The sequence below is a fragment of the Bacillus sp. PK6-013 genome (genome assembly GCF_054161445.1).
On record NZ_CP096417.1, the window covers coordinates 3,652,501 to 3,677,881 of the forward strand.

15 protein-coding genes and 2 pseudogenes are annotated in these 25,381 nt (G+C 44.9%); 7 read left to right on the forward strand and 10 right to left on the reverse strand.

All coding sequences use genetic code 11. The features are described 5' to 3' along the window. Window positions 1–478: 478 nt before the first annotated feature. From M1E03_RS18450 to M1E03_RS18465, 4 genes are all read right to left on the reverse strand, one after another. Entirely contained in the window at window positions 479–1,900 is a 1,422-nt protein-coding gene (locus tag M1E03_RS18450) for a sugar porter family MFS transporter (protein WP_023857810.1), read from the reverse strand. A gap of 550 nt (window positions 1,901–2,450) precedes the next feature. Continuing rightward, window positions 2,451–3,083 carry a class A sortase gene (locus M1E03_RS18455; RefSeq protein ID WP_020450319.1) on the reverse strand — a complete coding sequence of 211 codons (633 nt, stop codon included), beginning with the start codon at window positions 3,081–3,083 and terminating at the stop codon, window positions 2,451–2,453. A 98-nt stretch (window positions 3,084–3,181) separates the two neighbouring features. Then, the gene (locus M1E03_RS18460) at window positions 3,182–9,094 is read right to left on the reverse strand and encodes a SpaA isopeptide-forming pilin-related protein (protein WP_458110555.1); all 5,913 of its coding nucleotides are present in this window, start codon (window positions 9,092–9,094) and stop codon (window positions 3,182–3,184) included. A gap of 286 nt (window positions 9,095–9,380) precedes the next feature. After that, window positions 9,381–10,463, reverse strand: coding sequence for a response regulator (locus tag M1E03_RS18465; protein WP_023857813.1), 1,083 nt, complete (start codon window positions 10,461–10,463; stop codon window positions 9,381–9,383). 802 nt (window positions 10,464–11,265) lie between these two features. On the opposite strand from M1E03_RS18465, the pseudogene M1E03_RS18470 reads away from it, so the two are divergent. The 3 genes and pseudogenes from M1E03_RS18470 to M1E03_RS18480 all read left to right on the forward strand — a co-directional run. Further along, a pseudogene (locus tag M1E03_RS18470) lies at window positions 11,266–12,531 on the forward strand (ATP-binding protein); the annotation flags it as partial. Window positions 12,532–12,756: 225 nt separating this feature from the next. Further along, window positions 12,757–13,704 (forward strand): histidine kinase, encoded by a 948-nt coding sequence (locus M1E03_RS18475; protein ID WP_229105619.1) that lies wholly within the window; start codon window positions 12,757–12,759, stop codon window positions 13,702–13,704. A gap of 203 nt (window positions 13,705–13,907) precedes the next feature. After that, a complete protein-coding gene (locus tag M1E03_RS18480) occupies window positions 13,908–15,080 on the forward strand; it encodes an iron-containing alcohol dehydrogenase (protein ID WP_075213095.1) in 1,173 nt (390 codons plus the stop codon). A gap of 38 nt (window positions 15,081–15,118) precedes the next feature. Here M1E03_RS18480 and M1E03_RS18485 read toward each other — a convergent pair whose 3' ends face one another. Beyond that, complete coding sequence (locus M1E03_RS18485) at window positions 15,119–16,324, reverse strand: Bcr/CflA family efflux MFS transporter (protein WP_023857816.1); 1,206 nt, start codon at window positions 16,322–16,324, stop codon at window positions 15,119–15,121. 197 nt (window positions 16,325–16,521) lie between these two features. Between M1E03_RS18485 and M1E03_RS18490 the strand changes: the two genes are divergently transcribed. Next, complete coding sequence (locus M1E03_RS18490) at window positions 16,522–16,971, forward strand: NUDIX hydrolase (RefSeq protein ID WP_105980743.1); 450 nt, start codon at window positions 16,522–16,524, stop codon at window positions 16,969–16,971. Between the two features lie 23 nt (window positions 16,972–16,994). On the opposite strand, the gene M1E03_RS18495 is transcribed toward M1E03_RS18490, so the two are convergent. From M1E03_RS18495 to M1E03_RS18505, 3 genes are all read right to left on the reverse strand, one after another. Next, entirely contained in the window at window positions 16,995–18,890 is a 1,896-nt protein-coding gene (locus M1E03_RS18495) for an acyltransferase family protein (RefSeq protein WP_411221360.1), read from the reverse strand. Between the two features lie 228 nt (window positions 18,891–19,118). Next, on the reverse strand, window positions 19,119–19,979 hold the full coding sequence (locus M1E03_RS18500; protein ID WP_020450311.1) for a DUF3298 and DUF4163 domain-containing protein: 861 nt from the start codon (window positions 19,977–19,979) through the stop codon (window positions 19,119–19,121). Beyond that, window positions 19,979–20,476 carry an RNA polymerase sigma factor gene (locus M1E03_RS18505; RefSeq protein WP_020450310.1) on the reverse strand — a complete coding sequence of 166 codons (498 nt, stop codon included), beginning with the start codon at window positions 20,474–20,476 and terminating at the stop codon, window positions 19,979–19,981. Before M1E03_RS18505 ends, M1E03_RS18500 begins: the two co-directional genes overlap by 1 nt. A 344-nt stretch (window positions 20,477–20,820) precedes the next feature. Here M1E03_RS18505 and M1E03_RS18510 point away from each other — a divergent pair, with 344 nt between their 5' ends. Beyond that, on the forward strand, window positions 20,821–21,084 hold the full coding sequence (locus M1E03_RS18510) for a CD3324 family protein (RefSeq protein WP_020450308.1): 264 nt from the start codon (window positions 20,821–20,823) through the stop codon (window positions 21,082–21,084). 132 nt (window positions 21,085–21,216) lie between these two features. Next, window positions 21,217–22,041, forward strand: a complete 825-nt coding sequence (locus M1E03_RS18515) for an alpha/beta fold hydrolase (RefSeq protein ID WP_458110556.1) — start codon at window positions 21,217–21,219, stop codon at window positions 22,039–22,041. Between the two features lie 134 nt (window positions 22,042–22,175). Here M1E03_RS18515 and M1E03_RS18520 read toward each other — a convergent pair whose 3' ends face one another. Then, entirely contained in the window at window positions 22,176–22,535 is a 360-nt protein-coding gene (locus M1E03_RS18520) for a putative zinc-binding protein (RefSeq protein WP_020450306.1), read from the reverse strand. Between the two features lie 230 nt (window positions 22,536–22,765). Continuing rightward, window positions 22,766–23,398, reverse strand: a complete 633-nt coding sequence (locus M1E03_RS18525) for a DUF2306 domain-containing protein (RefSeq protein ID WP_458110557.1) — start codon at window positions 23,396–23,398, stop codon at window positions 22,766–22,768. 594 nt (window positions 23,399–23,992) lie between these two features. Here M1E03_RS18525 and M1E03_RS18530 point away from each other — a divergent pair. Further along, window positions 23,993–25,373 (forward strand): annotated as a pseudogene (locus tag M1E03_RS18530) (amino acid permease). The last annotated feature ends 8 nt before the right edge of the window (window positions 25,374–25,381 follow it).

Genomic DNA, 25,381 nt, shown 5'->3' on the forward strand with positions numbered 1-25,381 from the left:
TGTACACCCTTTAAATGATGAATATTATATCGGCATTTCGAAGTTGTAACTTCGTTGTCTTAGCGACGAATAATAATATATCATGCCTTCAATTCATCCGTCAACACTTTTTTCGTTTTTTTATACTTCTAAAAAAATTATGCTTACAGCCATTCATAATAGATGACGTTTTACCTGCCCTTTTCATCTTATGTGATGTTTTATTGAATGTTCCCCGCTTCATCAAGTTATATACGGAACCGAAGCTGTAAATCGTTAACTTCGACATCACTCTTGCACGATCATTTAATGAAGCTTTTATTTTACGAACGTCTTTTAAGATATTCTAAAGGCGCCTCCAATAGGCTGCTTTTCCGCATCGTATACAAAAATACAGGCAGAAATCTTGTTATAGGAAGATTTCTGCCTGCAAACTTCAAATCCTTCATCTATATTCTCCACCGATGGGACTCGACCTGTATGTCCCTCAACAAAATTGTCATCCGCTGATTTTAGCGCTCGCGTCGCTTGGTGCTTTTTCCGATTTGTAGTTGCGGAAATTATGCTCAAGCTGTTCAAGTGTGAGACCTTTTGTTTCAGGAAGGAATTTTTTCACGAATGCAATGGAAAGAAGTCCAAGTCCGACAAAAATGTAGAATGTCGATGACAGTCCAATCGCATCAAGCAATATCGGGAATGAAAATCCGACAAAGAAATTGACGATCCACAAACAAAACACGGTGACACCCATCCCTAGACCGCGAACGCGAAGCGGGAATATTTCAGAAAGCATGAGCCATGTTACAGGAGAAATAGCACCTTGCTGGAATGCAAGAAAGGTTACTGTCAGCGTAAGTACGACATACGGAAGAGCAGCTGAACCTTGAAGGGCGTTTGAGAAGATGCCGATCAGCAGCAAAGCTGAGGTCGTCCCTATTAAACCGGTCAACAGCATCGGTCTGCGCCCGACCTTCCCTAAAAGCCAAATCCCCACGAATGTCGCCAAAACTGAAATGACACCGTTTGCAATATTTCCGATAAGTGCAGCTTTTGTTTCAAATCCGGCATTTTTGAGTATTTCTGTACCGTAATACATGATAGAGTTTACGCCGGTAATCTGCTGAACGACAGCGATCCCGATTCCGAGAAATACGATTCGGCGCACCCATGGAACAGCCAGATCCTTATAATTCGCTTTTTTCATTTCAGATTCTTTCATGACCGCAGCTTCGATTTCAGCAACTTCCGAATGCGCCCTTTTTTCCTCGCGGATTCTTTTCAGAACGCCCAGCGCCGCTTCATTTTTCCCTTTAGAGACAAGCCAGCGCGGACTTTCGGGCATTCTCAGCATACCAAAGAACAAGAACACAGCCGGGACTGCGGCAATGGCCAGCATGTAACGCCAAACATGGGAACTATCCCCCATTGTGGTTCCGAGGATGGCATTGAAAGTAAATGCCAAGAGCTGTCCGGAGACAATCATTAATTCATTTTGGGTAACCATTCGTCCCCTTTTCTCTGAAGGAGACATTTCAGCCAAATAAGTCGGTACCGTAACAGATGCTCCCCCTACAGCAACTCCAAGCAGGAACCGAGAGATGACCATAATCGTCACATCAGGCGCAAGCGTACATCCGAGCGTCGAGAAAAAGAAAAGCACAGCTAGAAAAATGATGTTTTTGCGGCGCCCGATATAATCGGAGAGCCTTCCGCCGAATACCGCCCCCAATGCCGCTCCCAGGAGAAGCGAACTTGCGACCAACCCTTCTGTAAAGGCAGTCAGGTTCAGCTGATCTCCTTCAGACATATAAGGCAAAGCTCCGTTGATCACTCCGGTGTCATATCCGAATAGAAGTCCGCCGAACGTCGAGACTAAAATAACAGTACGCAAAAATGATTTCTGATTTCCCTGTTCATTCATATTGATTTCCCCCGCCTTTGTTTTTAAAAATTGATTTATTTCCAAAGGTTTTCGAAAACATCCTTAAAAGGAGCTCATTTCTTTTCCCAAAAGACTCATTCCCAACTTTCGAAAGTTTCGCCAACCACCCCCTTAACAGAAAATTGAAAATTTTATTTTGATGGAAGCCGGCCTATCACGGAATATTTTGGAATCGCTTTCATTTATATGCCGTTTTAAATACATTGTTAGATTATAGTTATGTTTTTGGTATATCTTTGTTATGTCTGATATTATCATAATTTTAAAAGCGCTTTCAGTCAACATAAATTTCAGAAAATTTATCTTTTTTTCATTTTAAAAAGCGTAATTAATGGCGTTATGATAGGAATTCCATCCAACTCACATAATTTCATTTCTTTTTTTATTATTTATCAGCATTTTTTCACTATTGTCATTTCATAGTGATCTTTTTGTCACTTTTTTGTGATGTGTAGAATTTTAGTCCCAATAAAAAAATACCAAGGGGCTTTCCCTCAGTATTTTTTCCTGCCTGCAGCGGACATTTCAATTATCTGTGAACAGCAACATGAATCAGCTTTCCTTTAACCGCAAGGCGCCCTTCGGTTCTCACGGCTTTGTCACATGTCATCAGCGTAATTTCTTTTTCTTTCGTCTCTTGAATCACATCTGTGTCCGTTTCAGAAATGAATTGTTTGGATGTCACAGTGTATATATAGTCTTTTTTAAAGTCTGTGATTTTAACGGTGTCCCCTTTTTTAATGTGGATAAGAGGGCCGAATAAGAGGTTCTCCCGCTTCATATGATGTCCGGCCAACGGGTAGTTGCCCTCGCCCATTTTCTGATCGGGACGCATTGTTGTCGCTCCGTAGAGAAGATTTTGATTGGTTGTGCCTTTCAATATCGGCAGCTTGATATTGACGCTGCTTATGGTGATCCGGCCGATGACCGCTTTCGATTCACGATCGAGGCCGGCTTTTACTGCTTCCATAAAAGAAGGCGGCTGAATCGCTTCAAAATCAAATGACGCCTTTTGCGTATTGTTTTGTTCCGCCTGTTCAGCAGTCAATTCAAAACTTTTATTCTTGCTGAGATTGATGATGATGCTTTCTTTAATAAAAGGAGACAAGACGAATAGTATACCTGATATGACAAGTACGGCAACGATCATTTTTTTATACATGTCCCACAGTCCTTTCTAACCTTTATGTCAATTGAACGAATGCCGTTTTTCAAAAAAGCACCTGACCGGTTTCATGATCAGGTGCATAAATGATTCGTTTACGCCTTTCTTTGTTTCTTTCTTGTGTAGAAAGCGAAGACTCCTCCAGACAGAATCAGCAGGATGCCGATCATGATCGGAATGATGCTGTCTCTATCACCGGTTTTCGGAAGCGTATCTTTCAAATGACCTTTAGGATCTCCGTTCGAATTTCGGTCCGGTGTGCCTTTGTTATCTGTTTTAGGGTCTCCCGAATTCGGGTTCGATGTGCCTTTGTCAACAGCCGGCGTTTTCAGCTTTTCATTGGATGCTGTGATCTCGACCGGTTTTGACTGTCCTTTTTTAATTTCAAAAGGAATCGGCGTTTCATCCAACTTATAACCGTCAGGCGCCTTCGTTTCGACAAATTGATAGCGCCCAGGTGCCAAACCTTCCGCAATAAATTGACCGTTTTGATCTGTCGTCCAGACTGCCGGCAGCTTTTTCCCGTTGCCTGCGGCTTTAACAGGCTTTCCATCGGCATCGAGCAGCTTGAATTCTGCTCCTTTCAACACAGCTTTTTTATCGTTGCGGTCCACTTTCGTCAGTTTCGCATCGCCCGGTGTCAATTGATTCTCTGCAGTCATTTCAATTGGCTTTGTATCAGTATTTTTGACTGTGAACGATATTGGCGTCTTATCCAATTGATAATGCTTAGGCGCTTTTGTTTCGACAAATTGGTAGTTACCGGGCTTAAGACCGTACACTGTGATCCGGCCGTCTGCGTCTGTTGCCAAACCGGTTTTCAGCACCTTGCCGGTTTCATCTGTCAAATCGAACTGCGCTCCCTGAAGTCCGGCGCTCTTGTCATCCTGGCCGACTTTTGTGAGCACAACGCTGTTTTTCTTGTTGAGAGCCGTCAGTTTAACCTGTTTCGGCTCACCTTCGTGTTTCCCGGTAATGGAAAATGGGATCAGATCTGTTGACAGCAGGTAACCGTCAGGCGCATGTTTTTCAACAAATTGATAGCTTCCCGGCGCCAAATCGCCAGCCTCGATTTTGCCGCCTTCTTTAGAGATCAAATCGTCTTTGACCGTTTTGCCTTCGCTGTCAATGATTTTAAACACGGCTCCTTCTAATCCATTGCCGTCTTCATCTTCTTTCTGCAAATAAACCGAACCTTTGTAATTGATGGCTTTACCCGCATCTACATGGGCAGGTTTTCCTTCAGCGGCATCCGGGATGACAAACTCTATTTTCCCGCTGTTCAATACAAATCCATCAGGCGCTTTCGTTTCTACGAAAGCATAGCGCCCAGGCGCCAGGCCTGAAGCCGTAACAGTTCCATTTCGATCTGAGACCAGTTCCTCCTGTACGGTATTCCCGTTTTGATCTGCGATCTTAAAAACGGCTCCTTCAAGCTTGTGGCCTTCCGCATCTTCTTTTGTTAAATGAACCGAGCCTTTATAATTAACAGCGGCGCCTGCATCAACCGGCTCCGGTTTCCCTTCAGCTGAGCCCGGGATGGTGAATTCTATTTGATCGTTGTTTAACATAAAGCCCTCGGGCGCCTTCGTTTCCACGAAAGCATAGCGCCCAGGCGCCAGGCCTGAAACTGCGATTTTTCCGTCTTCATCGGAAGTGAGCTTTTCATGAACGGTTTTGCCTTCATGATCAACGATCTTAAACTCAGCGCCCTTCAGCGTACGGCCTTCCGCATCCTCTTTTGTCAAATAAACCGAACCTTTATAGTTGACGGCTTTGCCTGCGTCCACGGATTCCGGTTTTTCTTTTGCCGATTCAGATATGGTAAACTCGATTGCCTTGCTGTTTATCACATAGCCCTCGGGCGCTTTGGTTTCAACAAAGGCATAGCGGCCAGGCGCAAGATCAGATACCGCGATTTTCCCGTCTTGATCTGAGGTGAGCTTTTCATGAACGATTTTGCCTTCATGATCAATGAGCTTGAATTCAGCCCCCTCTAATTGACGGCCTTCTGCATCTTCTTTCGTTAAATGTGCTCCGCCTTTATAGTTGATCAATGTTCCTAAATCAACGTCAGGTACTTGATTCTTATCATTCGTTTTGACGGAGAAGCTGATTTCTTTTGTATTTAAGAGATATCCTTCTGGAGCTTTCGTTTCCAGCAAACGATAATTGCCGGGCGGTAAACCGTTGATTTCTACTTTTCCGTTTTCACTGCTCTTAATACTCGTACGTATTGTTGTAAAGGTGCCATCGCCGGATTTTTTCTCCAGCTTGAACACGGCTCCTTCCAAAGGATTCTTTTGTTCGTCTTGTTTGATAAGCGTCACCTTATTCTTTTCATTCACGACTTTGTAAAGCGCTCCGGCACTGGAAGAGCTGCTGTTAATCTCAACGGAGACCCCGTCTGCATAAGCGTCGCTGATCGTATATCCGTCAGGCGGCTTGATTTCTTTTAAAATGTAAGTCCCGTAGCGGATATTACCGAATGTCAGCTTGCCGTCGTCGTCAGTCGTTCCTGTCCGCAGAAGCCGCTCATTATCTTTTGTCCGCAATTGAAAATCTGCTCCAGAAAGCGGTGTACCGCCTTCCCCCGTTTTAAGGATTGTCAAGCTGCCTCTTTCACCTGAGCCTGAACCGCCGCCGCTTGAAACGGCAACAAAGACCGAGCTGTTGTTTTCCTGGGTTTGTTCCTGAACATTCGTTCCCGAAATCGACACTTTGTTGTGAACATGACCGCTCGTGCCGGCAATATTGATTAATGATTGGTATTGAATCACATAGGCGCGGTCGATTTTTTTGTAATCACCTGTAAATTTCAGGACAAATGATTGTTCACCGGTTGCATTGTCGGTCTTGATGTCCAGTGTATAGTCTTCGCCTTTTTGAAGCTGAACATCATCCGGGACAAGATTTCCTCCGCTGTCTTTGACTGCACCTTTTTCATCGTATTTAGCTTGATAAACTTTAAAAGAATCTTCAGCTAAAATTTGGTTGGTATCCGGAGTATCGGTGACTTTTACATCCTCCAATACCGACTGGCTCGCATTGACATTAATACTCCAATCGACATAACCTCCGTTTTGTTTGCCTCCTTTGAAAACGAGGCTTCCTCCGTCGGCGACCGAAACGGATGCCGTCAACTCACGCTCTGAGTATCCGGCATTATAATACGTCGCCTTGTTGGTGTAAGGGTCACGCTTAATGACCTGCCCTTTAAGCGAAGTTTTAAATACAATAAGATACGGGACGGAATCGTCCGTTTTCAAATGGACAGTCAGCGTTTGTTTATTGTCAGCCGACGGCTCCTCCACATCATATTGTGAAGCGGGCAGGATGTCTCCTTCTGTGATGGAACCGTCTTTATTGACTGCATAGCTCTTGACGACCACTGAACCTTTAACAAATTGCTGGTCATCTGCTAAAGCATCTTTAATATAAGGATTCTTTGACGGCTCACCATTATAGTTGATCCCGATTTTCCACGTGATTTCTTTTGAAACCGCGTTATATGAGCCGTTTTTGAAACCGTTGTGGGATGTCTGGCGATTCGGTGTAAAACTGCTCGTTTCCTTATTTTTGCGTTCAGTGCTGCTGTGATCTGTCCAGGTTGATTCAGCCGTGTTTTTGACATTTTCGTTTGAAAAGTCGGCATTCATATTCGTCGTATAAGTGATCTTAAATTGGCTGTTTGTTGTTGCATAATCTCCGATGAGTTCCAGAAGAAAACCTTCATGATCCGGTTTTATTGTCAATGTATAGTCTTTGCCTTCTTGAAGCGTTTTGTTATTCGTCACATCCTGAAGACGGAATGATCCGTCGAGGAGCGCGAGCCCGCCGCTTTCGAAATTATCATCCAACTTCCAATTGTTCATCGTGTAGTTGTTTTTGTTGATTGCGATCGTCCAATCGACCGTTTTATTCTTGTAATCAATGTTTGAATAGCCTTTTATCAAATTCTGTTGAATGGCTGTACCGGAAGCTTTCTTTGATTCCCCTGTTCCGGTCACTGCGGTGTTCGTATACGTTGTCGATTTATCGATGATCACTCCGCTGTTGACCTCGGTTTGATATGTGATTTTGTAAGCTCCGGTAACATTTTGGTTAAATTTGATTTCAAACCCGCTTCCATTATCGGAGAGCGTATAGTCTTTGCCTTCCGTTAGAGGCGTTCCCGCCTGTTCACTTCCGTTCTGATTGAAGGTAATCGGAATCACCTTCAAGGAATCTGAAACAAGCTGCAAATCAGCGGAACCAAACGAGTCTGTTATGCTCGCCTTGGATTCGTCAATCTTCTTCTCACCATAGTTATATAAAATCGTCCAGCTGAAAGTCTGTGAATCGCTTTTATAACCTGTCGACGATTTTTCGATCATTTTCCCGTATTTGGCTGTGACAGAGGCCTCTGCAGAAGCCGGTTCCAGATTGTCTCCGCCGAATGTCGCCTTGTTCGTAAATGCAGCATTTCCGCCTTCGTCCGGCTTTGCGGAGTCATCGATGTCCGTCACATAGATCAGGCGATAAGCCGAATCTATCTCACCGTCAAATGTGACATTCCCATTTGCGTCTACAGTGTAGCCTGAAAGAACTTCATCTCCCTGGCTGACTGAACCATCTATGTTGACATCGAGTTGATAAACTTTGACAGAACGATAGATCAGCCCCTCCGGAAAGTTCTCGGTCAACTTGGCATTTTTGACTTGATCCAATTTTTTGTTGAGGTCGACTGTCCATGTGACTTGCCCCGGATTGATGCCTTTATCAAAAATTCCTGATTTATCGATGGTTTTGCTTACGTTTGGTTTAAAATAAACCGTTACCTCCGGAGTGTCTGATTTCACCGGGAAGGGAATCTTTTGAGTCGTCGATCCTTTTATTTTTTGCGCGTTGAACTGCGTATTGACAAACAACGTGCCTTTGACCTTCGAATCTGTTTTCACTTCACCATTAAACGTCATCACAACATGGCCTTTTGTATCAATTGAAAAATAGCCGTACGTGATACCGCCTGAGCTTAATGGCTGATTCGTAATATCGTTGTACATAATGAAAGCTTCAGGCAGATCAAATTCGTAGCGATCGCCGTCATTTATCATCTTTCCTAGCTCATCCGGGATGTCCCAAGTGATTGAAATTTTTGCCGGAGAATTCGTGTCGGCCCGGTTGCTTTTGTCATAAGGCTTTCCGTGTTCATCTGTCAGCGTCACGCCGGTTAAAATATTTTGGGTGATTTGATTACCTCCGGACGCAAGGCTCCCGGCTGCCGCTAGTCTTGAAGATGCTGGCGGTTTTGAATCGCTGCTCTCAGTGTCAGCAGCTTTTGTCTTCGTTTCCTCTTCGTCCTGCTCCCCTGAAGATTTTGATTGATCGTCAGCTGCTGCCTGATCGTCCTCAGATGACGGAGAATCGTTTTTCGGCGTTTCCGATTCGGAGCCTGTATTTATAGGGATGACTGCTTGCTGCGTCTTGCCTGCTCCGAGTTGAAAGAGAGCGGTGACCGTTTTTGTACCGCTTTTCACGGCAGCGGCAAACTTTGCTTCCAGAGTGATGGACCCTTTTGCCTCTGCAGTGCTGTTCAAGGTTACGGTCAAAATGTTGCTGTCCGCTTTCACCTCATAGCTGCCGATGATCTGCTGATCTGCCGATTTCACATCTCCCTTGGCATCCTGAGCGAATTCGAAGCTTTTAGGCACCTCTACAGTGAAGCTTTTTTCGGTGCCGGCTTCTTCATCGTTTTTTAACGCCCACTCGTATGTGAGTGTCACTTTGTCACCCGGTTTTAATGCCGGGTCGTCTCCCTTTGACCCGTCAACCGTTTGATCTTCGCTGTTTTTGATTGTCACTGAATCAAAAAACACGCTGCTCCCTGTTGATGTGCCGGCAGCCACTGCCGTCAGCGTAAAGCCGACAACTTGACTGAAGATCAAATACAATGCCAGGCAAGTGATCAAAAATGGTTTCAGCCCTCTTTTTTTGCTGAGGCTGAACGAATATTTTTTCGATCTCAAATTGTGATTCCTCCCCTTTTATCATGTTTTTGTGTACGGATCGATTGAGCCTGGAAAATGAATCCCTGAAAATACTTTTCTATTTGAAGAATGACAGGCTTTTAAATTCGCTGCTGTATGTTTAGCGGCGGTAATCAAGATATCGCGGCTATGAATTTTGCTTTATGTCAGCTGAGATCATCCGAACCAAACTACATTGTATGAGATGGAACTATACAATTTCTGAACATCGGCATGTAAGCTGAAAATGGCATAAAAAAAAGACCGGCTGATCCGGTCCTCGTGTTTACATTTCATTCATTTTGTCCTTGATGAGTTTGTAGCGCTCATACTCCTTGATCGCTTCTTCTACATTCCCGGTTTTATTAAACAGCTGCATCTTGTATTGGATGATTTTATGATCGTACGGTTCGAATTTCTCGACCTGCAGACATATATCAAGCGCCCGGCGGTAGTCTTTTTCACGAATAAGGCAATCGACCAGTTCATAAGCTTTTCCAAGCCATATCCGGGCAAGCCGTGTTTTTTCGGGTTCGGCCCACAAATAACCGTGTTCCATAAAGTAATGGTTTTCGTATGCAAGCAGCAATTCCATGTGCCGGTTGATCGTCGCCATATGAATTGGAGGAGCCTCTTTCAGCGACTTTTCCCATTCGTCAGCATCCACTTTCACACCGGAAATCCGGAGGACATATCCTGTGTCAGTCTTCTCGATGGATTGGCTGAAAGGAAGCCTTTCGATTAATTTTCTGATTTGATAAATCGCCGTATACAGCTGGGTGCTCGCTTTAGAGACATCATGGTCAGGCCAGAACAGGTCGATCAACACGTCTTTGCTGATCACATGGCCGTGATGATGAAGCAAATACGCGTAAATTTCGCGTGCTTTGGACGTTCTCCACTTTACGGGTATATATGTTTTGACATCCTTCTCCGTTTTGTAAAATTGCAAACTCCCAAAACATTGAATGAAATAGTCTCCTCCGCCGTTTTCCGCGGAAGCCTTCAGCAAGCTGTTTTCTCTGATCCGTTCAACCGTCTTCACGAGCCGGACGTAATCGACGGGTTTAAGCAAATAATCCATCGCATTTAATTCAAATGCTTTTATGGCAAAATCGTTATAGGCCGTGATAAAAACAACCTGAATGTTTTCATTCATCGATTGAATCGCTTCAGCGAGCTCAATCCCGTTGATCCCCGGCATTTCAATGTCAAGAAACACCGTGTCTATATCCTGAATATCCGGATACTCCATAACATCAGCCGGATCTTGAAACATTTCAATGGATCGAAAACAATTTGTTCGTTCAAGCATATTTTTAAAATGAAGCAATGCCAATTCCTCATCATCCACAATTAACGCTTTCACGACACCCACCCCAATTTCATCGAGTCATCTGGAAATTATTATAATGATTATATCATGTCAATGGCCCTACTTAGTTGGATTCATTTTCTTATTCTTGTCGTTTATTAACATTTAAGAGTACAATATTCATATGGATTCGACAACACTGCAGCAGGCTGAATGAGGAGTGCTGATATTGAAAAAGCTATTTGTTTTCCTTTCGATTATTCTCGGCTATGCCGGCTTCTTTTTTATTTTCTTATTCATTAACAATCAACTGTCCGATCAGAATTACCCTGAAGCAAAGCAAGGAATCATCAATCTGGAAACATGGGATTTTCAGAAAGATGGGAACATCGCGCTCACCGGGGAATGGACACTCTATCGAAACCAGCTTCTCTCGCCAAAGGCGATCCATTCAGGCATTGGAAAAGCCCCCATTTATTCCGCTGTGCCTAACAATGTCAAACTTACCGATTCAGGAGAAAACGTGGATTACGGTACATACAGACTGATGATCCGGTCAAAGCAGGACAATGAGATGTTCGGAATCAGCACCTCTTTTATTAACAGCGCAAACCGAATTTATTTCAACGGCAAATTGATCGGGCAGAGCGGAACTCCTTCAAGCAAAGCGAATTTCAGGGCTCAAAACAGGCCTTATACGAGTTTTTTCGACATTCACCGCGGGAACAACGAGCTGATTGTACAATTTTCGAACTTCAAAAAAACACCTTCATGGGGAATAGAAAAACCGATTACCTTCGGAACGCAGCAGCATATTTTACACCAAAGCAAAATTTCTTTCTTTAATGAAACCAGCATGATCACGGCATTCTTCATTACCGGTTTATACTTTCTCGGCTTTTTCCTGCATCGAAAAAAGGATAAGCACTTATTCTTTTTTTCCACGATGTGTCTTCTTTTTTCGGTCATTGTGCTTTTAATCGGACGAGAACGAATGATCTTTCTTTTCTTTCCGTCTGTTTCATTCTCGGCTTTAAGCGTAATGAGGGCAACCACAATGGTGCTTGTCAGTATAGCGGTTTTTCTCTATCTCTATTTCGCTTACAGAGAAATCGTTTCGAAAAAATGGATAATCGGCGCGACTGCATTTTCTGCACTGGTTTTGTTGATTGATTTTATATCATGGGGTTTTACAGACCGTCTCGCATATGTATTGCATTCCGTTCTTGCCGTCACGACTTTGATTTATATTACGTATGTGTTTGCGATTGCTGCCCTTCGGAAAATGAAAGGCAGTCTTTATCTTACGATTGCAGCGATCTCAATGAGCGCATTCGTCATTTTAACGACCGTTTCTGCTTACAGCGGCAAAAGAGGCTTTTCGTTCAATTCGCTCTATGCCGTGCCGTCAATCATCGCTTTGCTGGCGGCTGTTCTGATGATGGCGCAGCAATTCGCAGGCGCATTCCGCGAGAATGAAGTCCTATCCTTGAAATTGCTCAGAATGAATCGATTAAAAGACGAATTTATCGCCAAAACATCGCATGAATTTAAAACGCCGCTGAACAGCATGATTAATATATGTCAGACCCTTTTGGCAAGGAAAAGCAAAAGGACGGTAGAGGAAGAAAAAGAAAATCTGCAGCTGGTCATCCGCATGGGATACAGGCTCTCCAGCCTGGTGAATGACATTCTCGATTTGGAAAAAATGAAGCAGGGCATGCTGCAGATTCAAGCCGTTCCTGTCGATACCCATTCAGCGATCAGTACGGAAATGGGCTTCTATCGGCTGTTGTCAAAAAATAAACAGGTCCAGATTGTAAACCTGGTTCCATCCGGACTGCCGCTCGTCTTGGCTGACGAAAACCGCTTCCGGCAAATCATGACCAACCTGGTAGATAACGCAATCAAGTATACGCCGGAAGGACAAATTACGCTCTCTGCCGAGAGGATCAACCAAGAGAAGGTCAAAATCACTGTAGCAGATACAGGAGTCGGCATACCAAAGGCCGTCCGTCAATCGATATTCGAATCTTTTCAACAAGCAAAAAACCATAAAGATGACGGAGCCGGGCTCGGTTTAAGCATCGTCAGACAGCTCGTTCAGCTTCAAAATGGGGAGATCTGGGTAGAATCGGAAGAAGGGAAAGGATCGGCATTTCATTTCACACTGCCTGTCGCAAAGGATGACTCGCTTCTTGACGATAAAGTGAACATGCCTCAACAGCAAGCCGTCAGGAGTTTGCCCGATGTTTCAATCAGCACGCCGTATTATTCAAAGAAAATGGATGCTCCAACTGTTCTGATCGTCGATGATAACATTGAAAGCTTAAAAATTTTGGCCGATATGCTTGAAGGCGTTCCTTATCAAGTCATCGCAGCAAAAAGCGGCAAAGAGGCTCTCGAAGTCGCCTCCCGATCAAAGCTTGACTTGGTGATTTTGGATCTGATGATGCCCGATATGACAGGGTTTGAAGTCTCTATGAAAATCCGTGAAAGATTCACAATGGTGGAACTTCCGGTTCTCATTATTACGGCAGCCATCATCGATCATGATAAATACAAGGCTTTTCACGCCGGGGCAAATGACATTTTGCAAAAACCGTACAACTACACTGAATTTGCAGCCCGCGTTAAAAACCTGATCATGATGAAAGATACGGCAGCCCAAGCGACCAATATGGAGATGGCATTCCTCCAGTCGCAGATCAAGCCGCACTTTCTTTTCAACGTATTAAATACAATTATCGCGCTCAGTCATTTGGATATTGAAAAAGCGCGCGAAGTAACGGCTGATTTTACAAACTACTTAAGAATGAGTTTTGATTTTCAAAATACATCAGGGATGAGTTCTTTCAAACATGAACTGTCGATTGTGAATTCGTATCTTTCTATTGAAAAAACGCGCTTCGGCGATCGGCTGGACGTCATTTACGATATTGACGAAGACATTGACTTTGCCCTTCCGCCATTAATGATTCAGCCTCTTGTCGAAAATGCCGTCCACCACGGGATCAGCAAAAAAAGAGGCGGAGGCTGGATCAAGCTGACGGCAAAAAAAGAAAGCGAAAACCGCTATTATATCAAGATAGAGGACAATGGAATCGGCATGCCGCCGGAAAAACAACACGATACCTTTTCCTCTCATTTCACTCATAGCGTCGGTATGAAAAATATCAACCGAAGACTGAAGCACTTCTGCGGGAGCGAACTGAATATCGAGAGTGCGCCGGATGACGGAACCGCTGTCTCAATGGTCATTTCTATCAACGAATCGGCGGACGTCTCAGTATAGGTTTTAACCTGAAGACAGAACGGCCTCCTCAGCTTGCCGGCAAAGTCGGCAAGCTTTTTTACGCAGTAAATCAGGTGTGTGCTTCCTCCCCTCTGTACAATTTGACCCTGTCCTTTGTAAGAACACGGCCTCTTTTTCTATACGATTCAATATGTTATAGTAGAAAACTGTTTTTACATATACCATAGGAGGTTTGTTCATCAATGGAAAATTTCAGCTATTACAATCCAACGAAATTGATCTTCGGAAAAGGCCAGCTTGAACAGTTAAGAAAAGAATTAAAGGAATACGGAAAAAATGTATTGCTTGTTTATGGAGGCGGCAGTATTAAAAAGAACGGTCTTTATGACGAAGTTACGCGCGTGTTGAAAGAAGAAGGCGCTGACATGCACGAGCTTTCCGGAGTAGAACCAAATCCGCGTCTTGCTACGGTTAAAAAAGGGATCGAATTGTGTGCCCGGCATGAAATCGATTTTCTCCTCGCTGTCGGCGGAGGAAGCGTCATCGACTGCACAAAAGCGATTGCTGCCGGAGCAAAATACGACGGCGACCCTTGGGATATCTTCAGCAAAAAAACGACAGCAAAAGACGCCCTGCCGTTCGGTACGATTTTAACCTTAGCTGCAACCGGATCTGAAATGAACCCCGATTCCGTCATTACAAACTGGGAAACGAATGAAAAATATGTATGGGGAAGCGATGTCACGCATCCGAAGTTCTCCATTTTAGACCCTGAAAATACGTTCAGCGTCCCGGAAAACCAAACGGTTTACGGCATTGTTGATATGATGAGCCATGTGTTTGAACAATATTTTCATAATGTCAAAAACACGCCGCTTCAGGACAGACTGTGCTTTTCCGTTTTGCAAACGGTCATCGAAACGGCACCGAAGCTGTTGGAAGACCTGCAAAACTATGAGCACCGGGAAACCATTTTATACGCAGGCACAATCGCTTTGAATGGCACGCTGCAAATGGGCTATTTCGGCGATTGGGCTTCCCATACAATGGAGCACGCCGTTTCGGCCGTTTACGACATTCCGCATGCGGGCGGCCTTGCGATCTTGTTCCCGAACTGGATGAGATATACGCTTGATACGAATGTCAGCCGCTTCAAAGCCCTTATGCTGAACATGTTTGACATTGAAACAGAAGGCAAAACCGATAAAGACATCGCGCTTGAAGGAATCGATAAGCTGTCCGCGTTCTGGACAAGCCTTGGCGCTCCTTCCCGCCTTGCCGACTACGGCATCGGCGAAGAAAAGCTCGATCTGATCGCAGACATCGCCGCTAAAGAAATCGAGCACGGCGGCTTCGCCAATTTCCAAAAACTAAACAAAGATGACGTACTCGCCATTCTCCGGGCTTCTCTATAACAACAAAAGGACGGAATCAAGTGATTCCGTCCTTATCTTTACCGCTCCCCCTGTCTTTCCCGTGTTAAGGCAAAAAAGGTGAAAGATCCGATCACAGCTGTGATAAACATGATCGCACCCATTGGAACGGCCGTTGTTTCATTCATTCCAACGAGAGGCGAAACGATCGAACCGAGCAGAAGCGGAAGCATGCCGAGCATCGCGCTTGCACTGCCCGCACGGTGTCCCTGGTTTTCCATCGCCAGCGTAAATGTGCTTGTCAACGTCATTCCGATGGTTATCATGTAGATAAAAATGGAAATGACAATCGCTGCAAGCGGTCCTTTCAAAATCGTCATCGTCAGGAGAACGGATGTCGCGATGACAGCGGTAATAACCGCGATCCGCAAGAGCTTCCTCTCATGAATGATTCCCCCGAAACGCCCGATGATAAAGCTTCCCGAAATAATGGCGAGGCCGTTAATGCCGAACAGCACGCTGAACACTTGAGGAGAAACCCCATAGATGTCCTGATATACAAAAGGGGTTCCGGACACGTATGCAAAGCTGCCTCCGTGAATGAAACCGACAGTCAGCGCATAGCCGATGAAAGACCGGTCCTTCAACAAGCTCCCCATCGTTTTGAGAGACGAACCGATTGAGCTTGGAATCCGTTTGTCAGGCGGCAATGTTTCAGTCAATTTCATTGAGATAACGAGCACTAGGAACAATCCGATCAATGATAGAGTATAAAAAATCGTATGCCAAGTAGCGAACGGCAAAAGCAGGATGGCTCCCCCCGTCATCGGTGCGACCATTGGCGCAACCGCGGTGATCACCATTAAAAGCGAGAAAAATTTAGAAAGCTCTCTGCCTGTAAACACGTCCCGTACAATGGCGCGCGACAGCACAATTCCCGCCGAAGCGGTAAAACCCTGTAAAAAACGACCAATGACCAGCATAATAATGTTCGGGGAAAGCGCGCAAAACAAAGAAGACAACGCAAATAAAAAGATGGATATTAATAAGGGCTTCCGTCTTCCTTGTGCATCACTGACCGGCCCAATAACGAGCTGACCAAACGTAAGCCCGATCAAACACGCTGTTAAGCTTAGCTGTACGAGCGAGGCTCCAGCTGATAAATCATCGGCAATTTCGGGAAAGCTTGGCAAATACATATCGATATTCAGCGGGCCCAGTATCGCAAGCATGCCGAGCAGAAAAGCCAATGCAAGGCGTTCCTTTCCTGTTGGATTATGGAGCATAGTATCAAACCTTTCTTTCAAGCTAGTAAAATATATTGTTTCATCATGAAATAAACTGGAGGATCGCAAAACATTTGTATATTGTAACATATTTTTTTGGCTGTGAAAGAGGATTGCTCATGACCGGTTAAGATCGGAGATCGAATCGGTCAGATGATTTATAATTGAAGTGAAACACAGGAAGGAGTTATCTTAACTTGAATGCAGTAAACACTGTAGGTTGCTTTACAATTGTGGAAAATAGCAAAGGAAAAATACTTCTGGTTAAAAGAAAAGATTATCCTGTCTGGGACTTGCCAGGAGGCAGAATGGAAAAGCACGAGCAGCCGGAAACATGCGCCATGAGGGAAATGGAAGAAGAATCAGGCTACCGTGTTTCTATTATGTGCAAAATAGGAGAGTACGATCAACCGCAATATCATGACATACAGTACATCTATTCAGGAAAATTACTAGGTGGGGAACCCATTAAACAAGGGCCGGAAACAGCAAAAATCGGATGGTTTCGCAAAGATAGATTACCTTTGTTAATGGTTCCCCATAGAAGAAAACAAATAAAAAATTTTACAAAACATCATAACAAACTAGTAAAAGAAACTTTAAAAACACCTTATTTGATTAGATTTATCACGAAATTCAAGAAATAACAGCCTCTTTTTATGTTGAAGCATTATTTCATCGCTTTGACGATAAGCGATGCCAAAGCTTCAGTCCCTTTCGGCATCAGGTGTACGCCGTCAGCGGTGAAATATTCGGGATGTTTCAGGGCTTCAGTATGCCAATCGACCAATGTCACGTTTTGACGGCTGTCCGCTTGCTTCCGAAGCGATTCATTCACCTTGCTCTCCCACTGACGGGGGACGCGCGTGTTCACGAGATAGACATCAGCGTTTGAGAACGCATCAAGCAAAGCGTCCATCTGACTGTCCGTAAAATAGCCGTTTGTTCCCAGTTCAATCACGACGGCTTTGTCCGAATGATTAAAGGAAGCGTAGGTTGATGTCAATTGAAGCGCTTCCCTCACTTGCCTTCCAACCTGACCGTCGATTGTGATTCCCGGAATTTTCTTACGCAGGCTGGAAGCAATGTCAAGCATGACCGAATCCCCGACAGCCAATACCTCTTTCTCGATATGATCAGGCTCTTTTTCCGCAGACTGCTCATCTTTTGTATTTGACGATTCATCCCCGCCGGCTTTCTGCCGGCTTTTAGTTTCATCATCTTTCCCGCTTTCAGCTTGTACTTTCTTATCATCCTTCCGTTCTTCACTTTTGTCAGCCGGCTGATCCGCTGAGGCGCTTGTTTCCTCATAAGATTTGGAATAGGCCTTTTGCGGCTGTTTCTTTTCGTCGGCCAATCCCGACAGGCCTCCTGCAAAAATGAGGAGTGCGGCAAACATCAGTCCGATTGATATTTTGCTGGGAACGGAAGCGGTTTTCCATTCCGTGATCTTATCCAGAAAAACCCGGCTTACAAACGGTTTAAAACCGTCTTGTCGGATTGGCTTCTCGATAAAGCGATACGAAAGTTCCGCCAGAATAAACGTAACAGCGACCTTAATCGCAACATGCCAGAACACCGGATTTCCAATCTCTTGAACAGGTGTGCTCAGCACGATGACGGGATAGTGCCAAAGATAAATGCCGTACGACCTTTTCCCGATCCAGCGCAGCGGCTTCACGGAAAGGACAAAGCCCAAGAAGCTGCTCGGATGACTGACGCATGCAATCAAAATCGCTGCGATTATGCTGATCAGAAGCATTCCGCCATGATAGAGAAACGGGCTGAATTCATCGACAAAATAAATGCTCATCATAAGCAGCGCGAAAGCGGCAAGCTCAGTTCCGTGCAACGCGTGCTTCAGGCTGCTTGGGAGCCTGTTCCCAGATAGTCTTTTCATCGGCCACACAAGGGCTAATGCGCATCCGATCAACAGCTCGAAGGCGCGCGTATCAGTCCCGTAATATACGCGGCTCGGATCGCCGCCAGGGACGTACAAGATGCTCATCCATACGGCTGAACAGAGCGCACACAGCACAACCGCCGCAGCCAGCCTCTCCCGCTTTTTAAATATGTAGATGCCCAACAGCAAAATGATCGGCCAGATGAAATAAAACTGTTCTTCAATCGCCAGTGACCACAAGTTTTTTAAAGGAGACGGCGATCCGAAACTATCAAAATATGAGAGGTCGTGAAAGATAAACCACCAATTGCTGACATATAAAAGAGAGGAGATCGCATCTCCCCGCACGGTATGCATCAGCTCTCTGTTAAACAAAGCGACCCATATGACGGTTGCGAAAATCATGAGCGTCGCCGCTGGAAGCAGCCGCCGTATCCGGCGCACCCAAAAATCTCTGAATGTGAGGGAAATGTCATTTCCATACGCCGGCAGGATAATCGATGTAATCAAATATCCTGATAAAACAAAAAAGATATCAACGCCAATAAAGCCTCCGTCGGCCCAGCTCATGTTGAGGTGGTAAGCGATAACCGCCAAAACGGCAAAAGCCCGAAGCCCGTCTAACCCCGGTATGTAACGGTGTTGTTGTGTCTGATCTCGCATGGTATTCCTCCAATGATATGTACGTACGGTTCTTCTTTATGTTTCGCGCCTTTTACGGCTCCGATATTATAGACGAAGTCAGGACCGTTTTTTGTTTCAAAAAATCGTCATTTTTATCTACCCTGAATGATGCCGTCTCTCTAGTATAAAAGTTTCAAGCTGAATATGGTGTTACAAAGTTGTAAAAAGTAAAAAATCCATGATTTCAGCGAATCATGGATTTTTTGACTAGCGGATGTAGCGGTCGCCGATCAGCAGGCTCGAAATCGCCTTAGTCGGAATTTCAAACTCTACCGCGCCCATATATCCGGGTGCGACTTCATAATCGTCAAATGAAATCACCAGTTTATGATTCTCTGTAATATAAAAATTTTGGTCGGCCTTGATTCGTTTGAATGGCTCGACTTCCTCGTCATTGATCCAATATATTTTATCAGGATCATCTTTCATTTGCTGTTTCATTTGTTCTTTAATGTTTTCGCTGATGGCCGTAATATACCGGTCGTCTTTAAACAAACTCTTCAAGGTAAGCAGAATTTCATTCTTTTTGTCAATGGTGATATAGCGCCGTTCGGTATAGCTGGACGCTTCCGTTCTTTCGACGCTTCGCCGAATCGAAATCAAATCCTTCGTATCCGTGACTGTCTCATAATCGCTGTAGATGCTGAGATGCCCTTTTTTATTCCGGGACGTCTCCTTCATGAATTCCCGGTAAAGCTGACGGCTTTCCTTTACATATTTCTCGTTAATGCCATTTTCAAGCTCCCGGTTATTCAAGCCGGACAGAGCCGGTGTTTTCACGTCAATACTCGATTCTCCATCTTTCTGTTTGATCTCGGTGAATGTGATGGCCTTAACGACCTTGCCGATGACGGGTAAACGCGACATGGCCTGGGCTGCTCCGGGATTGATATTCACGACGGCAGCCAATAGTACAGCCGCCGCGACAAGCGTTGATGCAGGCCATACCACCAGCCTTCTCTTCTTCTTCGGTTTATGCTGAAGCGCAGTTTCGACAACCTGATCCAGTTCCTTCGGAATGGGGACGTTTTGATATGCTTTTCTCAGCTGTTCCAATTTCTTTTCCATTAAGAAAGATCCTCCTTCGTCAATTGGATGCGCATAAGCTTCAATCCTCTGTAAAGGCGCGTTTTGACCGTATTCAAATTTTCGCCTGTGATTTCCGCAATCTCTTCCAGTTTGAGATCCTCAAAAAATCGCAGAACAATAATGGTGTGGTAGGGATGCGGCAACTCGTCAAGCGCCTCATGAAGGTCTGTATCCCGGTAGATATCTTCCTTGCCCTTGCTTAAAAATTCGATCGTTTGATCATCCATAACCTTTAGTTTTTTCCGTTTGCGCAAAAAATCGATTGCCGTCCGCACCAAAATTTTGTAAAACCAGCTTTTAATCGTATCCGGATTGCGAACAGAATCGACGGAATCGAGCGCTTTTTTGATTGATTCCTGGACAATATCTAAGGCGTCTTCTTGATTTTTCACATAGCTGTACGCCAGCCGGTAAAAGTCTTCTTTCCGGTCTGTTATGCAAGCGACAAGAGACGCTCTGGCTGCTTGTTTCTTCATTGCAATAAAGAACTCCTTTTTTGAATATACGTATATACGGCTGTTACATTAGGATAGACGCGGGAGCGTGAAAAATAGTTTGCGGACTGGTCATTCTTTTTAAAAATATTTTATCATCAAGTGCCGCCAATCTCGATTTCATTTATAATGAATAGCAAATTCGAAGGAGGTGATCACATGGCAAGCATCAGAATGCCGGATCATGCAGCGTCTCATGCAAAGCCTGTTATCGGAAAAGGCGATACTTTGCATGGGGTGGACAAATAAAATCGCCTGAAGTAAGCTTTTCTGGTAATTGGCTATGCCCCTTATTTTACAATCAAAGGAATAAGGAGCTGGCAAACATGGCATACGTAAAGGCTGCCGCTGTTCTACCTGAAAAGCTGCTATCGGAAATTCAAAAGTATGTTCAAGGGGAAACGATCTACATTCCCAAGACTGAATCCGCCCACAAAAAATGGGGTGCACGTTCAGGAGCAAGAAAGCTGATCGATGATCGCAACACCGCGATAAAAAGGGCCTTTAAAAATGGCGAAACGATTGAGCACTTAGCAGCGGAACATCATCTTTCCATCGAAACGATTAAAAAAATCGTTTACACAAAATAAACTGGAGCACGGATCCTTGTGATCGGTGCTTTTTAATATGGCGAGTTTGTTTATTAGCTGATTTCTGCATTTTCTATGCTTTCTCCGTCATGTAATGTAAAAGTGATCATGCAACGAGAGGAGAATATTGTCATGAAACACGGTGTATTGGAAGTACCCGGAGCAAAGCTCTACTACGAAGTGCGCGGCTCTGGGCCTATCTTGCTTATGATTCACGGGGGCAACGGCGATGCAGAATCATACCCGATTACAGACCGCCTATCCGACCGTTACACGGTTATCACATACGACCGCCGCGGGCATTCCCGCAGCAGGCTGGAAGATCCGAATCAAAATTACCAGGTTTCCGCACACAGCGATGATGCGAGCCGGCTGCTGGCCGCTCTGACGGATGAACCGGCCTATGTATTCGGCTGCAGCTCCGGCGCGGTCATCGGCCTTGATCTTGCCATCCGCCATCCTGAACAAATCCGCATGTTGGTCGCACACGAGCCTCCGATTCCACAATTGTTGGCCGGCAGTGACCGCACCAAAGGGTTCGAGAGCTTGGAGAACCTTGAAAAACAATACAAACGAAGCGGATTACAGGCTTTAGAAGCATTCGCGAAAGCGATGGGCATTACGTCCACAGCTCAGCCGGACCGTCCAAAATCCCGGACGGAGCAGCTCATGGCCAACATTGACTATTTTATCCTGTCCGAGGTGCCGGGTTTAAGAGAATATTCACCCGACATCGGCAGGCTTAAAGCTTCACCGGTTACAGTCGTACCTGCCGGCGGCATTGATTCGCAAGGCTGTCTCCCGTACAGGTATGCAAAAGCATTGGCTGATCATTTGAAAACGAAAGTAGTCGATTTTCCAGGCAATCATGTGGGATGCGTTTTATACCCGGAGGAATTTGCCGAAAAGCTGGACATGTTTTTTAGAAGATGTAACAACAAAAATACCAAGGGATGAAACCCTCGGTATTTTAAATCAATCCGCCGTTCGCAGAAAGCGTATGGCCTGTAATCGACATTCGATTTTTCAATTCAAATGCATCCGTTCACTGATGCTCTAAACAGCACCCTAAATAAACATTCCCAAAAGGCTTAGCATTTTAAGAGCTGCAAAATTTGTTCATACGCATTCATATAAAGGACAGGGTCGGGATCTGCTCCTTTTTTCTTCGGCACGTTAAAATCCGATAATACAAAATGATGCTTCGGCTGAACATCATGCTTAGCTAAACAACTCTTGACGCAGCATAAAGGACAGCCGTCAATCGCAATGATATCCCGCCCGGATTTTGCTGTTTTGACAAGCGGTTTCACATCGCCGCCGACTCCGGCAATGCACGACATTTCGGCCGTTTTCTCCCGATCCATTTTAATGGCAATCATATTGGCCGTTTGCGCGGCCGAGGAACATCCGGAGCACGAATACACTAGAGGCAGATCAGTTCTTTTCATCGGTTGACACATCCCCTGTTTTTCTTTATTTTCGCCGGCAAAAAACTATCATTTACTTTACAGGAGGTGCGTGATGAAAACTGTGAGTCAGATCACTTTTTCTATTACTCTATGAGCTGAATCAAACAGCCCAAGCAAAAGCAAAACTGCTTCACACTCCTTTCCCGTATTCAAATGAGAATACTCGCCTCCTTGAGCTATATGGAATCCACAGGAAAAAGAGCAGGGGCTTAAAAGCCCCTGTGATTTGTATAAAAAATTTGCGCCGGCTTTTTAAAGGCGAACCGAATGATCCATTCGGCCAACGCGATGCAAAGCACAATCGCTCCGAAAACGCCTATCGTGTAGCTGATGTCATATATCAGGCCGAGTCCTTTATGGCACACGAAAGTGATCAAGTGAATGAACATATTGGTAAAACAGAACAGATAGCTGCGAATCATCCAATTCCGGTGCTTGATAAACTGATTTCGCCGAGCTTTGATGACGGAAATAACCGTGGCGGCAGGCCAATACATATTCACCATGTTAAAGGCTATGCTGGCGGCCTTCCCTCCGGTAGAATGCGGTGCCATATAGCCTGACGACAGCGTCACAATCAGCACGCAAACGACGTAGAGCCAGCCGTTAAAACGGTGAATCTTGCGGCTTTTGGTCAACAAGGCGCTGGAGAAGTTGACAGCGCCCGAAGCCATCGCCAAACAAGCGGCAACAACGTGAACATACATCACCTTCAGCCAGACCGGGAGATGAAAGGAGTCCCTCAGGTGAGATTTATGGCTGAGAAAAGATGTTGATTGCGGATCAAGAATTAAATTTTCAAACAAGGTATACAGAACATACACCGCGATTACGATCAGCATTGCCGAAAAAACCGATTGACTGCGTTGAGATTTCCTTTTGTTCAGCTTTCGTTCCTCCTAATACATCATGCTCTCTGAAATACCTATATTGTATCACGAAAGCGGACGTGCGCAGCAGCTTGGCATATCAAGCCCTCAATGACAAAACCTTCCCCATTAAAAACAGGCCAAGTACGATTTGTTGCTTGGCTCGGGCCTCCCGTTTTTCTGGAAAGCCGTCATCTTTTGCGGCATACTTTTGAATGATGTCTCTGCTGAAATCGCGAGTCGATGACAATGGCTTCAACAATTTCAAGGATTTGCCTCAGCACGCTGTCCAAACAGACGGATATGTATTTTGCAGCAGGTATGACAATACTTACGGACGATTCGATTCATTCCCGCTTCTTATTCCGAACCAAATATGATTAATGAACAACGACCATTCTATAAAGATCTGGTTACAAAAAGAAGGATCAGTCTACTTCCACGCAAACCACCTCTTTACAAACGCATCAGGCGAATCTTATCTGTTACTTCAAATTTTAATGTTATTATAGATTTTAAAACATGCGGGGATCGGGCCTAAAAAATAAAAATAGAGGCATACATAAAGTGACAGAAGATGTAACTGACAACGATATACACAAACAAAAATTATCGAGAGGCCTGAAAAACAGGCATATTCAGCTCATCGCCATCGGCGGAGCGATCGGAACGGGGCTGTTTCTTGGTTCGGGGAAATCAATCCATTTTGCAGGACCGTCGATTTTATTTGCTTATCTGATTACGGGAATCATTTGTTTTTTCATTATGCGTTCTCTTGGAGAACTGCTTTTATCCAATTTGGAATACCATTCGTTTGTCGACTTTGTCAGGGACTACTTAGGCGACATGGCGGCATTAATAACGGGTTGGACATACTGGTTTTGCTGGATTTCGCTCGCGATGGCCGATTTAACCGCGGTCGGGCTTTATACCCAATACTGGCTGCCTGATGTACCGCAATGGCTGCCCGGATTGATCGCCCTGCTCATTTTGCTGATCATGAACCTGGCGACCGTCAAGCTTTTTGGAGAATTGGAGTTCTGGTTCGCATTAATCAAAGTCATTGCGATATTGGCGCTGATCGTGATCGGCCTTTTCATGATCTTCAAAGGATTTCCCACCCATTCGGGCGCTGCCGCCTTTCACAACCTTTGGAACCACGGCGGCATGTTTCCAAATGGACTGCACGGTTTTCTCCTTTCATTCCAGATGGTTGTCTTTGCGTTTGTTGGCATCGAACTTGTGGGACTGACAGCGGGGGAAACGAAAGATCCGGAAAAGGTCATTCCTAAAGCGATCAACAATATCCCCGTCCGTGTTTTGCTGTTTTATATCGGTGCTCTCCTTGTGATCATGAGCATCTATCCGTGGAATGTCATCAACCCAAATGAGAGTCCGTTCGTCCAAGTCTTTGCAGCGGTCGGCATCATTGCGGCTGCAAGCATCATCAATTTTGTGGTGCTGACATCGGCGGCTTCGGCAAGCAACAGCGCAGTCTTCAGCACGAGCCGGATGATATACTCGCTTGCGAAAGAACATAATGCGCCCGGCGCTATGACCAAACTGACCTCCCGCAAAGTGCCGAGCAATGCGTTGTTTTTCTCAGCGGTCGTAATTCTGATTGGCATCATGCTGAACTATATCATGCCTGAACAAGTGTTTACGCTGATTACAAGCATCTCCGATATGCTTCATCTTTATTTGGGGAATCACCGTCATTTGCCATTTGAAATACCGCAAAACAAGACCGGATTTAGCGAAAATAAACAAATTCAAGATGCCGCTTTACCCGTTTTCAAATTATGTGGTTCTCGGTTTTCTTACGTTTATCCTCATCGTCCTTGCACTGGCGCAGGACACCCGCGTTGCCTTATTTGTCACGCCGGTTTGGTTTATCATGCTGATCGCGATTTACAAGCTGAGGAAACCTAAGTCACAGCAAGTGTAGAAAAATGC

Excerpts from the sequence above, each read along its gene's own strand:
- M1E03_RS18495 (WP_411221360.1), bottom strand. The coding sequence starts at position 18,890 with ATGCGAGATCAGACACAACAACACCGTTACATACCGGGGTTAGACGGG.
- M1E03_RS18475 (WP_229105619.1), top strand. The coding sequence starts at position 12,757 with ATGCTTGAAGGCGTTCCTTATCAAGTCATCGCAGCAAAAAGCGGCAAA.
- M1E03_RS18455 (WP_020450319.1), bottom strand. The coding sequence starts at position 3,083 with ATGTATAAAAAAATGATCGTTGCCGTACTTGTCATATCAGGTATACTA.
- M1E03_RS18500 (WP_020450311.1), bottom strand. The coding sequence starts at position 19,979 with ATGGAAAAGAAATTGGAACAGCTGAGAAAAGCATATCAAAACGTCCCC.
- M1E03_RS18520 (WP_020450306.1), bottom strand. The coding sequence starts at position 22,535 with ATGAAAAGAACTGATCTGCCTCTAGTGTATTCGTGCTCCGGATGTTCC.
- M1E03_RS18515 (WP_458110556.1), top strand. The coding sequence starts at position 21,217 with ATGAAACACGGTGTATTGGAAGTACCCGGAGCAAAGCTCTACTACGAA.
- M1E03_RS18505 (WP_020450310.1), bottom strand. The coding sequence starts at position 20,476 with ATGAAGAAACAAGCAGCCAGAGCGTCTCTTGTCGCTTGCATAACAGAC.
- M1E03_RS18450 (WP_023857810.1), bottom strand. The coding sequence starts at position 1,900 with ATGAATGAACAGGGAAATCAGAAATCATTTTTGCGTACTGTTATTTTA.
- M1E03_RS18485 (WP_023857816.1), bottom strand. The coding sequence starts at position 16,324 with ATGCTCCATAATCCAACAGGAAAGGAACGCCTTGCATTGGCTTTTCTG.
- M1E03_RS18510 (WP_020450308.1), top strand. The coding sequence starts at position 20,821 with ATGGCATACGTAAAGGCTGCCGCTGTTCTACCTGAAAAGCTGCTATCG.
- M1E03_RS18525 (WP_458110557.1), bottom strand. The coding sequence starts at position 23,398 with ATGCTGATCGTAATCGCGGTGTATGTTCTGTATACCTTGTTTGAAAAT.
- M1E03_RS18480 (WP_075213095.1), top strand. The coding sequence starts at position 13,908 with ATGGAAAATTTCAGCTATTACAATCCAACGAAATTGATCTTCGGAAAA.